This window comes from Isoptericola luteus (assembly GCF_020297055.1).
In the GTDB taxonomy this organism is placed as follows: Bacteria; Actinomycetota; Actinomycetes; order Actinomycetales; family Cellulomonadaceae; genus Isoptericola; species Isoptericola luteus.
Map to the genome: position 1 here is coordinate 49,413 of NZ_JAIXCQ010000009.1, position 14,049 is coordinate 63,461.

At 74.0% G+C, this 14,049-nt stretch carries 11 protein-coding genes and 1 tRNA gene; 6 read left to right on the plus strand and 6 right to left on the minus strand.

Translation table 11 applies throughout. The annotated features are described in order from the left end of the window. Positions 1 to 13 precede the first annotated feature (13 nt). Positions 14 to 1,516, minus strand: coding sequence for a phytoene desaturase family protein (locus tag LEP48_RS13155; protein WP_225566054.1), 1,503 nt, complete (start codon positions 1,514 to 1,516; stop codon positions 14 to 16). A gap of 215 nt (positions 1,517 to 1,731) precedes the next feature. Between LEP48_RS13155 and LEP48_RS13160 the strand changes: the two genes are divergently transcribed. From LEP48_RS13160 to LEP48_RS13170, 3 genes are read left to right on the plus strand one after another with little or no spacing between them, the layout of a single operon-like run. Continuing rightward, positions 1,732 to 3,153, plus strand: coding sequence for a sensor histidine kinase (locus LEP48_RS13160; RefSeq protein WP_225566055.1), 1,422 nt, complete (start codon positions 1,732 to 1,734; stop codon positions 3,151 to 3,153). Continuing rightward, complete coding sequence (locus tag LEP48_RS13165; RefSeq protein WP_225566056.1) at positions 3,141 to 3,803, plus strand: response regulator transcription factor; 663 nt, start codon at positions 3,141 to 3,143, stop codon at positions 3,801 to 3,803. The genes LEP48_RS13160 and LEP48_RS13165 overlap by 13 nt, the downstream gene beginning before the upstream one ends. After that, entirely contained in the window at positions 3,800 to 4,729 is a 930-nt protein-coding gene (locus LEP48_RS13170; protein ID WP_225566057.1) for a DUF4097 family beta strand repeat-containing protein, read from the plus strand. The genes LEP48_RS13165 and LEP48_RS13170 overlap by 4 nt, the downstream gene beginning before the upstream one ends. A gap of 107 nt (positions 4,730 to 4,836) precedes the next feature. On the opposite strand, the gene LEP48_RS13175 is transcribed toward LEP48_RS13170, so the two are convergent. After that, a complete protein-coding gene (locus LEP48_RS13175) occupies positions 4,837 to 5,745 on the minus strand; it encodes a Sir2 family NAD-dependent protein deacetylase (protein ID WP_225566058.1) in 909 nt (302 codons plus the stop codon). Between the two features lie 128 nt (positions 5,746 to 5,873). Here LEP48_RS13175 and LEP48_RS13180 point away from each other — a divergent pair, with 128 nt between their 5' ends. Further along, a complete protein-coding gene (locus LEP48_RS13180; protein ID WP_225566059.1) occupies positions 5,874 to 7,361 on the plus strand; it encodes a hypothetical protein in 1,488 nt (495 codons plus the stop codon). 51 nt (positions 7,362 to 7,412) lie between these two features. Here LEP48_RS13180 and LEP48_RS13185 read toward each other — a convergent pair whose 3' ends face one another. From LEP48_RS13185 to LEP48_RS13195, 3 genes are read right to left on the minus strand one after another with little or no spacing between them, the layout of a single operon-like run. Continuing rightward, positions 7,413 to 9,125 (minus strand): carbohydrate-binding domain-containing protein, encoded by a 1,713-nt coding sequence (locus tag LEP48_RS13185; RefSeq protein ID WP_225566060.1) that lies wholly within the window; start codon positions 9,123 to 9,125, stop codon positions 7,413 to 7,415. A gap of 37 nt (positions 9,126 to 9,162) precedes the next feature. Further along, a complete protein-coding gene (locus tag LEP48_RS13190; RefSeq protein WP_225566061.1) occupies positions 9,163 to 9,960 on the minus strand; it encodes a polyphosphate polymerase domain-containing protein in 798 nt (265 codons plus the stop codon). Further along, positions 9,957 to 10,562, minus strand: coding sequence for a DUF4956 domain-containing protein (locus tag LEP48_RS13195; RefSeq protein ID WP_225566062.1), 606 nt, complete (start codon positions 10,560 to 10,562; stop codon positions 9,957 to 9,959). The genes LEP48_RS13190 and LEP48_RS13195 overlap by 4 nt, the downstream gene beginning before the upstream one ends. Positions 10,563 to 10,802: 240 nt before the next feature. Between LEP48_RS13195 and LEP48_RS13200 the strand changes: the two genes are divergently transcribed. Beyond that, on the plus strand, positions 10,803 to 12,539 hold the full coding sequence (locus LEP48_RS13200) for a glycosyl hydrolase family 18 protein (protein WP_225566063.1): 1,737 nt from the start codon (positions 10,803 to 10,805) through the stop codon (positions 12,537 to 12,539). A gap of 133 nt (positions 12,540 to 12,672) precedes the next feature. Continuing rightward, positions 12,673 to 12,762 (plus strand) — tRNA-Ser (locus LEP48_RS13205). Between the two features lie 66 nt (positions 12,763 to 12,828). Here the strand turns inward: LEP48_RS13205 and LEP48_RS13210 are convergent. Further along, the gene (locus LEP48_RS13210; RefSeq protein ID WP_225566064.1) at positions 12,829 to 14,046 is read right to left on the minus strand and encodes a tyrosine-type recombinase/integrase; all 1,218 of its coding nucleotides are present in this window, start codon (positions 14,044 to 14,046) and stop codon (positions 12,829 to 12,831) included. Positions 14,047 to 14,049 lie beyond the last annotated feature (3 nt).

The following is a 14,049-nucleotide window of genomic DNA, read 5'->3' on the forward strand; positions in this document are numbered from 1 at the left end:
CCCGGACCACGCGTCAGAGGGCAGCGACGCGGACGCCGAACACCTCGCGCAGCGCCCGCCGGGCGGCGTGCCAGCCGCTCATGCCGTGCACGCCCGGCCCCGGGGCGGTGGACGACGAGCACAGGTACACCCCGCCCGCGCCGACGCGGTACGGGTTCGCCGTCGGGGTGGGGCGGGCGACGATCTGCCACAGCGTCGCGGCGCCGGCCGCGATGTCGCCGCCCACGTAGTTCTCGTCGTGCTGCGCCATCTGCGCGGCGGGGATGCCGCGGGCACCGACGACGACGTCCTGGAAGCCGGGTGCGTAGCGCTCGATCTGGGCGGTGACGGCCTCGGTGGGGTCGACGGTCGAGCCCGCCGGGACGTGCGCGTACGTCCACAGGGGCCGCAGCTCGCCGTCGCCGGTCGTGCGCCGGCGGGTCTCGTCGGTCACGCTCGGGTCGCTCACCAGGCACATCGGCCGTTCGGCGTGCCGCCCGGCGGCGACGGCCGCCTCGGCGGCCGCCATCTCGGCGCGGGTGCCGCCCACGTGCACGGTGCCGGCCCGCCCTACCTCCGGGTCGGCCCACGGGACCGGCCCGGAGAGCACGAAGTCGACCTTGGCGGCGGCGTTGCCGTACCGGAACCGGCCCAGGCCGCGGCGTACCGACGGCGACAGCGACGGCCCGACGACGTCGAGCAGCGTGCGCGGGCTGGTGTCGAACAGGACGGCGCGAGCGGGCGGGAGGTCGGCGCGGGTGCGGACCCGGTGGTTCGCCACGACGGTGCCGCCGTGCGCCTCGAGGTCCGCACGGAGCGCGGCGATGATCGCGCCGGAGCCGCCGCGGGGGACCGGCCAGCCGCCGTCGAACCCGCCCGACCCCGCCGAGATCGAGGTACCCGTCGCCGACAGCGACGGCAGCCTGGTGATGGTGTGCGCGGCGACGCCGGTGAGCAGCGCCCCGCCGTCGCCGGTGAACCGGGCGTCCCACGCGCCCGTGCCCTGCTCGACCATGCCGAGGGCGAACCGGGCCGCCGCCACCGCGGCGCGCACAGGGAAGCGTGCGTCGAGCACGCCGGGCGGCAGCGAGCGCTTGTCACCCAGGGCGGCGGCGACCACCGCCTCCCACTGCTCGGCGAGCGGGCCGAGCAGCGACCGCCATGCCGCACCGTCCGGGCCGAGCCGGTCGGCCGTGCGAACCAGGTCCCGGTACGCGACGGCGGCGCGTCCCCCCGGCAGGGGCTGGGCGTACGACACCTCGGGGGTGAGCAGCTCCACGCCGTGCGCGGGCAGGTCGAACGCGCGGAAGAACGGCGACGCCCAGGCCATCGGGTGGACGCCGGAGCAGACGTCGTGGGGGAGGTCGCCGGGGAGCCCGGCGAGGAGGTCGCCGTCGTCCCCGGCGTGCAGCGTGCGGGCGCCCCCGCCGGCAGTCCCGTTCGCCTCCAGCACCGTGACCGACAGGCCGGCGCGGGCCAGCGTCACGGCTGCCGCCAGGCCGTTCGGCCCGGAGCCGACCACCACGGCGTCGTCCACCGGGACCTCCCTCGTTCGTGCGGGCTCCGGACGGCGTCGTGCTGCGCGCAGGCGTCGCCCCGTCCTGTCACTCTGGCACAGCCCGGCGCGTCGGCAGGCCCGATCCGGTGCTCGGCCGGGTGGGGCGACGGTGGCTTCGGTCGGGTGATCCCTACCCGCATCTCGTGGGCAACCTTCCTGCCGCGAGCGGTGCCCCGCGGCCTAGGGTCGATGACGTGACCACCAGTCCCGCCTCCAGTCTCGAGGCCACCATCGCCCCCGCGCTCGTCGTACCGGGTGCGCTCCGGCGTGCACCGCTCGCCCCGGCGACGGCGTCGGCATGGGCGCAGGCCGCCACCGCCTGGGTGTGGCTCCTGTGCGTCAGCATCGTCACCTGGATCGCCGTCCCGTTGTCCGCGGGGTTCGTGCTCGTCTTCGGGATCGGCCTGCTCGGCCTCGTCGTGTGCCTGCTCGCCGCCCGCGGGTTCGCCGCGGCGGAGCGCTCGCGGATCGCGCTGCAGACCGGCGCGGTGATCCCCTCGCCGGAGCCGCGCCGCCTGCCGGCGCGGGACCCGGAGTCCGGCAGGCGCCGGTTCTGGGCATCCCTGGGGAGCGTCCTGGGCGACGCACGGGCCTGGGCGGCGGTGGCGTACGCCGTCGTCGGCGCGCTGTTCGCCTCCCTCGTCCTGACGCTCGCGGCGGCCTGCGCGGGCGGCGCGATCGCGGCGGTGATCTTCGCCGTCGTCGGCCACGAGAGCAGCTTCGCCGCGAACGCGCTCCAGGCGGTGCCGTGGCCGCTCGTCGTGGCCGGGAGCCTCCTGGTCGCGGTCGTGATGGTCTGGGCCTCCGCCCTCGTGGTGCAGGGCGGCACGCTGCTCCAGGTCCGTCTGGCCGGCGCGCTCCTCGGGCCGTCGTCGGCGGCGCGGGCCCGAGCCCGGGCCCAGGCCGCGGAGCAGGAGGCCCGGGTGGCCGAGCGGGACGCGCGCTCCGCCCGCGAGCGCGCGGTCGTGCTCACCCAGACGCGCTCGCAGGCCGTCAGCGCGGCCGACACCGAGCGCCGTCGCATCGAACGTGACCTGCACGACGGCGCCCAGCAGCGTCTCGTCGCGCTCGGCGTCGAGCTCGGGGTGGCGCGCCGTGCCGCGGACCGGGACCCCGCCGCCGCGGCGGCCGCGCTGGAGCACGCGCACGGCGAGGTCAAGGAGACCCTTGCCGAGCTGCGCGACCTCGTGCGCGGCATCCACCCGGCCGTGCTGTCCGACCGCGGGCTGGACGCGGCGCTCTCGGCGCTCGCCGCCCGCAGCCCGGTGCCCGTGCAGGTCGAGGCGGACGACGGGCTGGAGGCGGCCGACCCGGCCGCGCAGGCCGCCGCCTACTTCGTCGTCGCCGAGGCCCTGACCAACGTGGCCAAGCACGCAGAGGCGACGTCCGTCCACGTGCACGCCTCGATCGTCGAGAGGGCCGAGGCCGGGGCCGTCGACGGAGCCCGCCTGCGGGTCGTCGTCACCGACGACGGTCGCGGCGGCGCGGAGCCTGCCCCGGGCAGCGGCCTCGCCGGCCTGCGCGGCCGAGTGGCCGCGCTCGACGGATCCTTCGACCTCACCAGCCCGCCCGGCGCGGGCACCCGACTCACCGTGGAGGTGCCGTGCGCATCGTGATCGCGGAGGATTCCGTCCTCCTCCTGGACGGCCTGTCCCGGCTGCTGGCCGCCGAAGGGCACCAGGTGACGGGCTACCGCACCGCCGACGCCCTGGTCGCGGCGATGTCCCGGCCGGGCGCCGAGATCCCGGACCTGCTCGTGACCGACGTGCGGATGCCGCCGTCGCACACCGACGAGGGTCTGCGGGCCGCGCTGCACCTGCGCAGCGTGCACCCGGACCTGCCGGTGCTCGTGCTCTCCCAGTACGTGGAGCAGCGGTACGCGTCCGAGCTCCTCGCGCGGGGGGCCAGCGGGCTCGGGTACGTCCTCAAGGACAGGATCGCCGACGTCGACACCTTCCTCGACGCGGTCGAGCGTGTCGCCGGTGGCGGCACCGTCGTCGACCCGGAGGTGGTCACGCAGGTCATCGCCCGCAGCCGCCGCACCGACCTCGACGACCTCACCCGGCGTGAGCGCGAGGTGCTGGCGCTCATGGCCGAGGGGCGCTCGAACACCGCCATCGCGGACCGTCTCGTCGTCGGGATGGCCGCCGTCGAGAAGCACGTCACCAGCATTCTGACCAAGCTCGGGCTGCCGCCCGACGCCGACGCCAACCGCCGCGTCCTCGCGGTGCTGCGTTGGCTTGACGAGAACGGAGCTCGATCATGACCACCACCGAGAGTGGCTACCAGCAGGCCGCCCCCGAGCCGGGTGCCGCGCCCCCGCCGCGATCGGGGCGCAGCGCGACCGCCCGGGCGCTGATGGTGATCGGCATCGTGCTGGCCGCCCTCGTCGTCCTGCGGGTCGCGGTGCTCCTCATCGACCTCTCGCTGGTCCGCACGACGACGACGCACGCGTCGTACGACGCCGTCGGCGTCGTCGAGCTCGTGGCCGACGACGACGTGACCGTCCGGGTGGCGGACGGCGCGGGCACCGTCGAGGTCGACAAGGTCGCGCGGGGCGGGTTGACCAGCCCGGTGTACCGCGTGCAGGAGTCGGGTGACCGGCTCGTCGTGACGCACGAGTGCGGCCGGTGGACCTGGTTCACGGAGTGCGGCGGCGGCCTCGACGTCACCCTGCCCGCCGACACGGAGCTGGTGGTCCGGTCCTCGAACGGGGACGTCCGGGCGTCCGGCGTCGCGGGGGACGTCGACCTGACGTCGTCCAACGGCGACGTGGAGGCCGCGTCGATCGGCGGGCGGCTGGACGTGTACTCCAGCAACGGCGATGTCGTCGTCGACCAGGCCGGCGGCGACACCGAGGCGCGGTCGTCCAACGGCGACGTCGAGGTGTCCGACGTGGGCGGGTCGCTCGTGGTCGACTCGAGCAACGGGCGCGTCGATGTCGTGAGCGTGGCGGGGTCGGTGGTCGCGGAGTCCAGCAACGGCCGGGTCGACGTCGCCGACGCGGCCGGGGACGTGCGCGCGACCTCGAGCAACGGGGACGTCACCGTGACCGGCGACGGGGAGCCGGTGCGGCTCCTCATCAACACGTCGAACGGGAACCAGACGATCGAGGGCGCCACCGACCCCGACGCCGACCGCACCGTCGAGATCCGCTCGTCGAACGGGGACGTGTCCTACCTGGTCCGCTGACCCGCCTCACCTCGTGTGCCGAGCACGCGGCCGGCGTCGCCATGGCTCCCCATGGTGACGCCGGCCGCGCGTTCGGCACGGGTGCGCTCAGGTGCGCTCAGGTGCGCTCAGAGCCGGTCGGCCAGGGTGGACAGCGTGGCGGAGACGCCGTCGTCGATCTTGAGGGTGGCCAGCGGGTCGCCGCGCGTCTCGCCGCGGTTGACGATGACGACGGGCTTGCCCGCCTTGGCGGCGTGCCGCACGAACCGCAGCCCGCTCAGCACGGTGAGCGACGTGCCCGCGACGAGCAGGGCGTCGGCGTCGTCGACCAGCGCATAGGCGCGTGCCACGCGCTCGCGCGGCACGTTCTCGCCGAAGTAGACGATCTCCGGCTTGAGCACCCCGCCGCAGAACTCGCACGGCGCCGGGCGGAAGTGCGCCGTCTGCGAGATGACGGCGTCGGCGTCCGGCGCCGTCTCGATGTCGGCCACCGTGGCGCCCTCGGCGAGCACCGAGTCGACGAAGCCGGGGTTGAGCGCGTCCAGCCGCTCGGCGAGGTGCGCACGGGAGACGACGCGGCCGCACTGCAGGCAGATGACCCGGTCGTAGCGGCCGTGCAGGTCGATGACGTGGCGCGAGCCGGCGTCCTCGTGCAGCAGGTCGACGTTCTGCGTGATGACGCCCCGCACGATGCCGCGGTCCTCGAGCGCGACGAGCGCCCGGTGGCCCGCGTTCGGGTGCGTGCGGTGCACCCGCTGCCAGCCCACGTGGTTGCGGGCCCAGTAGTGCCGCCGGAACGCCTCGTCCGCGACGAACTGCTGGTACGTCATCGGCGCGCGCGGGGGAGCGTCCGGGCTGCGGTAGTCCGGGATGCCCGAGTCGGTGGAGATCCCCGCGCCCGTGAGCGCGGTGATCGTGCGGCCCGCCAGGAGCCGGACGGCGTCGTCCGCCGAGCCGTGGTGCACCACCGCGTCCGGCGGGAGCTCCCAGCGGCGGTCCTGGTACGTGGGTGCCAGCGGTCGGGGAACGGGTTGCACCCGTCGAGCCTACGACCGCCGCCCCGGTCGCGGCGGGGCGGCCGCAAACGAAGCCTGGACAGGTCACGAAACCGCATCGATCACCCGGGCATATAGGCACGACCCGCGCATCCTGGGAATATCGCGACGTGACAAGACGCCTTCGTGCCATGGTCGCCGGGATCGCGACCGCAGCCCTCCTCCTCGTGGGGCTCGTCGCGCCCGCGGGCTCGGCCACGGCCGCGGACAACACCGGCTCGTCGTCGCTCTCCTCGATCGGCCTGAAGGTCTCGTACTCGATGGACGACGTCGTCACCGGCAACCGGCCGCGCGTGGCACGGGCGTCGTTCACCTTCGACCACCCGCGGAGCACCCTCAGCCTGCGTGGTCTGCGCAGCAGCAGCGCCTACATCGTCGGTCCGGGTTCTCGGTCGGCCCAGCGCGTCCACCTCGTCAAGGACTCCGAGCACCGTGCGCACGCCGACTTCCTCCTCGACGCCAGCGACCCGGCCGGGACGTACTACCTGGCGATCGAGATCAACACGACGGTCGACGGTCAGGCGTACACGATCTTCAAGGACAGGGGCCTCAAGTTCTCGGTGAAGCGGGCCACGACGGCCACCGCGTCGTCGAAGCGCTCGGGGAGCAAGACGGTCGTGTCGGGCAGCGTCACGCGATCGCAGGCGGTGGACTATCAGACGGCCGTCGCGACGCGGCCCTTCGCCCGGGTGAAGGTCAAGCTCTACTTCGACCCCCAGGGTGCCCAGGGTGCCCGGTACAAGGCCACGGTGACGACCGGCTCGGACGGCAGGTACCGCAAGACGCTCACGTACCCGGGCAAGGGACGGTGGATCGCGAAGTACGCCGGGAGCTCGCAGTACGCGCCCTCCGGTGTCAGGACGGCCGGCGCCCGCGAGCCCGCCGTGAAGCGCACGTACATCACGAGCGACACCGCGCTCGGCACGAAGGTCACGATGAAGGTGGTCTCCCAGAACGTCGTCGCCGGCTCCCGGGGGAAGAAGATGCGGGTCGACGTCTCCTTCGCCACGAGCGGCCCTGGTTCCCTGGTGACGAGCGACCTGCATACGGTGTGCGCCACGAGCCGGATCGGCCACTACGACTGGTACTGCAGCGACCTCGTCCGGGACAGCGCGACGAGACTGCACGCGGACTTCTGGTTCGGTCCCTCCGACCCGGCCAGCGTGTACGACCTGGAGGTCTGGGGTGACCTCTGGGTCCGCGCCTCGGGGGAACGCGACTCGGTGGAGCCCCGGATGGCGCAGACGGGGAGCTTCCGCGTCACCAAGAGCACGCGGACGACGGTGCGCCTGAGCGATGCGTCGGTGCGCAAGGGCGCCACGGTGAAGGTCAAGGGGACTCTCGCGAAGCCGTCGGCGACGGACGCGAACAACGGACAGGGATGGCGCCCCACCCGCGGGCAGAGCGTGAAGATCTACTTCGACCCGAAGGGATCGGCCAAGGCCGCCTACCGGGGCACGGTCAGGGTCAGCTCGAAGGGCACGTTCAGCAAGAACTTCCGTGTGACGCGGTCCGGCACGTGGATCGTGAAGTACCCCGGGTCGGACGCCGTGCACCTGCGGGCGTCCAGCGCGAAGGTGTCCATGTCCGTCCGCTGACGCACGGCCCCCACGAGGTGCACGGCACCTCGCGGGGGTCGCGCCGCCTCGTCAGGCTGCGTCGTCGTCGGTGGTGGTCGTGCCCGACGGCACCCGGCCGCCGGCCCCCGGGCCGCGCCCGCCCGACCCGGCGCCCATGCCGCCGGCCGTGGCCACGCCCGCGGTGGCCGTGCCGACCTCGACGCCGTCGGCGTTCAGCGTGTACGGCGCGTCGTCAGTGATGCCGGGCCCGCTGTAGACGACGGACGCCGCCTGCTTCGTCAGCGTCCACGACGCGACGACGGTGCCGTCGGCGTCGGTGAGCGCGATGTCCGTGCCGGGCTCCAGGGTGGCGTCGACAGTCGCGGCGACCCAGCCCTGGGTCGACGCGTCGTCCGGTGACTCGGCCATGCCGGTCGACCCGACGGCGAGCAGCGTGCCGCCGGAGACCGTGGTGCCGCCCGCGGAGTCGAGCGCTCCGTTCCCGCTGGTGCTCGGCCCCTCGACGACGATCTCGCCGCCGCTGATGACCGTGACGCCGTTCGAGTCCAGGCCGTCGCCCTGCGCGTCCACGTGCAGCGTGCCACCGGTGACGGTCAGCGACGCGCCCTCCTCGGCAGCCATGTCGCCGCGCATCCCGCCGCCCCCCTGGGGCGCCGCGCCGTCCGCGGGCGGCGCGGGCATCTCGCCGTCGCCCGAAGCCTCGGGCACCTGCCCGTCGCCGGACGTCGCGTCGTCCTCGGTCGCGTCCCCGGTGGCGGTGTCGGTCTCGGCCTCCTTGACGGTGGCGTTCAACCCGTCGTCGATGGAGGTGATGTCGACGTCGCCGCCGGACTGCACGACGGTCGCCGCCTCGATGCCCTCCTCGGAACCGGTGACGGTCAGCGTCCCGCCGGTGACGGCGACGTCCGTGAATCCCTGGACGCCGTCCGACCCCGCCTCGACGGTCACCTCGCCGCCGGTGAGCGCGACGTACCCGGCGGTCTCGTCGTCGTCGGCGTCGGACTTGAGCCCGTCGCCGCCGGCCTCGACGTCGATCACACCGCCGGCGACGACGAGGTAGTCCTTGCCGCGCACGGCGTCGTCGGCGGCCTGGACGGTGATGTCGCCGGCGGCGATGACGAGCCCGTCCTTGCCGGTGATGCCGTCGTTCGCGTTGCCGACCACCTCGAGCGCGCCGTCTCCGGAGAGCGCCAGGTCGGCGGTGGAGTAGAGCGCTGCGTTGGCCGCGTTGTCGGACGTCGTGTCGGCGTAGGTGTCGGCGTCCTCCAGTCGGTTGGTGGACCCGCCGGCGAGGACGACGGACACCTGGTCGGCGTCCTGCACGTCGATCGCCGCGCCGGTCGAGCTCGTGATGTCCGCGCCGTCGAGCACGAGCCGCACCACGCCGTCGGCGGGTGATGCGACGACCAGCCCGCCGTCGTCGAGCGTGCCGGAGACGCGGTACGTGCCGGGCCGGGTGATGGTCACCGTGGTGCCGTCGACGGTGACGCCGTTGCCGGAGGCCGTGGCGGTGTCGCCCTCGAGGGTGATCGCGACCTCCTCCGAGGCCTCCCAGGTGGCGTCGGCCAGCGCCGCCGTCTCGGCCGACGAGAGGTTCTCGGCGAGCACCTCCTCGGCGCCGAGGCCGGAGTTGTCGATCGCGACGGTCGAGGACGACGCCTCGCCGGACGACGTGCCGGACGTGCCGGCGTCGCACGCGGCGACGGCGCCGACGACCAGGGTGCCGGCGGCCGCGAGCGCGAGGGCTCGGGCCCTCAGGGTGCGGGTGGGGAAGATGCGCATGGGTGGTCCTTTCGGGTGGTGACGTGTGGCGGGGGTGTCAGGCCGCGGCGCACAGGCGCTCGCGGCGCAGCCGGCGCCAGGGATGGTCGGGCAGGTCGGGCCGCAGCGTGGCGAGCCCGGTGGCGTACTTGGAGATGCGGTCGGGCCGGTGCCCGGCCCGCCACAGGGCGCGGTCGGCGGACGACGGCGCGGTCCCGGCCTTCGTCTCGACGACGACGAGATTGCCGACGTGGGCGTCCGCGTCCCCTCCGGGGTGCGTGGTCGCGTGCCGCCACTGCAGCCCGGTGTCGAGGGTCATGCGGGCGTCGGGCAGCAGCACGGTGGTGCGGCGGTAGCGCGAGCGGAGCACGGGCGCGAGCTGGGCGGACGGCGGGACGTCGAGCCCTGCGGCCGCGAGCCGGCCGTCGACGAACTCGGCGCCGTCGTCCGCCAGGGGCGCCGCGAGCGCCCAGGGGCACCGCTCCTTGACGGTGACCCCGCGGGCCGCGCGCGTCTTGACCTCGAGGAACGTGGTGCCGCCGGTGTCGACGTAGGTGCGCGTGCGCACCTTGAACCGGCGCCGTCGGCGCAGCGCGGCCAGGCGGAACGTCAGCAGGTCGGGCGTGTCGTAGTAGGTCGAGGCGTAGGTGAACGCACGGTCGCCGTCGATCTCCAGGACGCGGGCCGGGCCCTGCGTGGTGAGCGTCGTCAGCAGCGCCGTGACCTCGTCGGGGGTGAGCACGTACTTGCGGTCCACCCGGGTCTGCAGGGCGGCGGTGGCGTCGAGCTCGGCGAGGTCGACGGACCCGCTCCCGGCCAGGCCGCGCGCGACGACGTGCTCGGCGAGGGCGCTCATCGGGCCACCGCCAGGGCGGGCGCCTGCGCGGCGGGCGCGGGCGAGGTGCGGGAGGCGTCGCGCGGCAGCTCGTAGCGCACCTCGACGCGGGTGGTGTCGTCCGCGAGGTCCAGCTCCTGCACGCTCACGGCGCGCACGCGGCCGCCGAGCAGCTCCTCGAGCCAGGTGGTGAGCTCGGCGCGGTCGGTGACCGCGCGGTCGAGGACGATCGTCTGGCTGGCGTGCCGGGCGAGAAGGCGGGGGTGGTCGGCGACGGCGATGACGGCGAGGATGAGCGCGGACCCGGCGAGGCCGAGCCAGCCGGCCGACGTGCCGAGCCCGCCCAGGAGACCGAGGGCCAGGGCCGCGAAGTAGTACGCGACCTCGCGCTGCGAGAGCTCGTTGGACCGCAGCCGGATGATCGACAGCACGCCGAAGAGCCCGAGGCCGAGCCCCGCGGCGATCGAGCCGGCCGACAGGACCGCGGACACGGCGAGGACGCCGACGTTGACCCCGAGGTAGGCGACGACGAGGTCGCGCCGACGGTGGCGGGGGAAGTAGAGGGCGAAGGTCAGGATCGACACGGCGACGAGGTCGACGGCGTAGAGGACGACGGGCGGCATGAGGGCTCCGGGGTGTGGTGGCCGTCCTGGTGCTGCGAGACGGCGGTGCGATCGGTGGGCCCCTAGTGGACATCTGTTGTTTACCGAATCGCTGGGGTACGCCTGGGGCTTGCCTGGGACCGGGAGCGCGCGGCGAGGTTGCCGGGTCTGGTCCGACGTGCCTGCTCACGGTATTGTGCAGGAGCCCGTACAAACCGGTCCCGGGTGCGCCGCACCCGGAGGAAGCAACGAGGCTCCTCCATGAGACACCGACCCGCCCGACCCGCCCACCTCCGACCGGCCGCGGCCACCACGGCCACCGTGGCCGTCGTCGCGGCCGCCGCGCTCGCCCTCTCGGCAGGGACCGCCGTCGCCACGCCCGACGACGCGAGCCCGGCCCCCGACGCCGACGGCGTCAACGGCTACACGACGCTCGGCTACTTCCCCGCCTGGGGACCCGGCGACACGCACGACTACGAGGTCGCCGACCTCCACCGGACCGGCGCCGCCGCAGACCTCACGCACCTCACCTACGCGTTCGGCAACGTCACGTCCGACCTCGTGTGCGACATCACCGACGCCACCGGGCCGGAAGGACCCGAGGGCGACCCGGAGAACGACTACCTCCGCCTCGTCGGGGCACAGGACTCCGTCGACGGCGTCGCCGACACCGCCGACCAGGCGCTCGCCGGCAACTTCAACCAGCTGCGCAAGCTCAAGGAGCTCCACCCCGACCTGTCGGTGATGATCTCGCTCGGCGGCTGGACCTGGTCCGACAACTTCGCCGAGGCCACGCTCACCCCCGAGCGTCGCGAGCGCCTCGTCGAGTCGTGCGTGGACCTCTACCTCGACGGCAACCTGCCCGTCGTGGGCGAGCAGGGCGGGGCCGGCGCCGCCGCCGGGATCTTCGACGGCTTCGACATCGACTGGGAGTGGCCCGCGGCGACCGGCGAGCACCCGGCACCGCACCCCGACGTGGAGAAGGAGAACTTCCTCGCGTTCATGGAGCTGCTGCGCGCCGAGCTCGACGAACGCACCGCCGCCACCGGCGACGAATACCTGCTCACCGGCTTCGCCCCCGCGGGCTGGGCGCCCCGCACCGACGGCGGCTGGGTCGACCCGCGGCTCGCCGCCGTCGTCGACTTCCTCAACGTGCAGGGATACGACTACCACGGCACGTGGGTGACGGACCGCACCGGCCACCAGGGCAACCTGCACCCCTACTCCTGGCCCGACGCGCCCGACCAGGACGCCAACTGGGGCCTCGCCGCCGACGGCCTGCTCGGCGCCTACCGCGCCGCCGGCTACCGCGACGACCAGCTCGTGCTCGGCCTCGCGGCCTACGGGCAGGGCTGGTCCGGCGTCGACGACCCGACCCCCGGCGCGCCGGCCGAGGCCGCCGTCGGGATCAAGAACTACTCCGAGCTGCGCACCCTGGGCACCGAGTACTACGACGAGACCGCTGTCGCCGGCTACCGCTGGGACGGCGACCAGTGGTGGAGCCTCGACACCCCGCGCTCCGTGACCGCCAAGGCCGAGTGGGTCGCCCAGAACGGGTACGGCGGCGCCTACTTCTGGGACATCGCCGGCGACTACCGCAACGAGCTCGGGTCGGCGCTCGCGGACACGCTGCGCGCGGCCGCGCCCGGCCCCCTCGTCGAGGGTGACGGGGCCGACCCCTGGTACGCGTCGGGCGTCTACACGTCCGGCGACGTCGTCGCGCACGACGGCGTGGAGTACCGCGCCCGGTGGTGGACCCGGAACCAGGAGCCGGGCGACCGGCACGGACCGTGGCAGGAGATCGGTCCGCGCGGCACCGAGCCCGCCGGCGCGGCGGCCGAGTGCGGCCCGTCGTGGTCCGCGGACGCCGTCTACCGCACGGGAGACGTCGTCTCCCGGGCCGGGGTGAACCACACGGCAATGTGGCACTCCCGGGGCGGCAGCCTGCCCGGCGTCACCACCTGGGACGCCTGGGACGCGGGGGCGCCCTGCGCCTGAGCCCGCTGACCGGCACGACGCACGACGAAGCCCGTCCCTCGGCCGCGAGGGGCGGGCGTCGTCGTGCCGCGGGGGACGATTTCGAGTCTGCCGTTCCATTGGGTATCCTCGGACGGCCGGTTCCTCCGGCAGAGGTAGCGTGTCCGAGCGGCCTAAGGAGCACGCCTCGAAAGCGTGTGTGGGTGAAAGTCCACCGTGGGTTCAAATCCCACCGCTACCGCCACCCGAAGGGCCCCACCCGCAGAATCATGCGGCTGTGGGGTCCTTCGTCGTTTCCCGTACTCCCTTTTCACTCCGTTTTCCCTTCCGGGACGCCCGGCGTCGACGCCTGGGTGACGAGCTGGTCGATCACCGTCCGCAGGTCCGGGGCGACGTGGGTCCGCTTCACGTAGTGCCGCACCGTGGTGCCCTCATCGGCGTGGCCGAGCAGCGCGGTCGCGTTGGCGATGGTGGTCGAGTTGGCGACCTGGGTGGCGACGGTGCGGCGGAAGTCGTGCGGCATGACCTTGGTGCCGATGGCGGCCTGGGCGTCGCGGAGCTGGTCGCGGATACGGCTCGGTGCGCGCGGCGTGGCATTGGTCGACGGGAACACGAGGTCGTCGGGTCCGCCGTCGAGCCCGAGGTCCAGCGCCTCGGTGAGGGCGGCGACGACGAAGGCCGGCAGTGTGATGGTGCGCCTCGACGTGTCCGACTTGGGCTTGGACTGCCGCAGCAGCCGGCCCTCGACGCGGACGATGGTGCCCGTCACGGTGAGCGTCGGGATCAGAGCCTCGAGGTCGAGGTCCGCCTCCCGCAGCGCCAGGCACTCACCGATGCGCAGGCCGGTACCGAGCATCGTGTCCACGATCTGCGGCAGCAGCGTGATGTTGCGCCGACCGCGGGGGAGCGCGGGACGGTCCTCCCACTCCCGGACGGCTTTCCGCAGCAGGGCGATGTCCTCCAGCCCAAGGGCACGGACCTCCTCCCGACGCGGCTTGCGCACCGTCACGGCGTCCCGCACCGGGTTGAACGGCGCCGCCCCGTAACGGACGCACATCATCATCACCTGCGACAGCACGTTCCGGGCCTGCCGGGCGGTGTCGAACTTCCGCGCCGCGCTCAGCGCCATGAGCACCCGATTCACCGCGACCGGAGTCACCTCCCGCACCCGCAGCGCGCCGAACGCCGGACGCAGGTCCCGCTCCAGCACCCCGAGATACGTCGCGAGCGACTGCGGCGTGATCTGCCCCTCGACCCGCTTCTCTGACACCCACTGGTCGAAGACGACCGTCATCCGGGACTCCTGCGTGATGGCGGCGCCACCGCTGGTCGTACCGTCCGTGCTCGAACGGTGCAGCTTGTCCTCCAAGCGACGTTGCGCAGCAGCACCGGACGGCCCGCGGGCCTCGTACTTGTGGAGCACGCCCGCAAAGTCGCGGTACAGCGCCTGCGCCCGCCAGACGCCGGGGGAGATCTCACGGCGGCGGATCTGCCCCCAGCGTCCTGGCTCGATGGGCTTGCGAGGCATCGG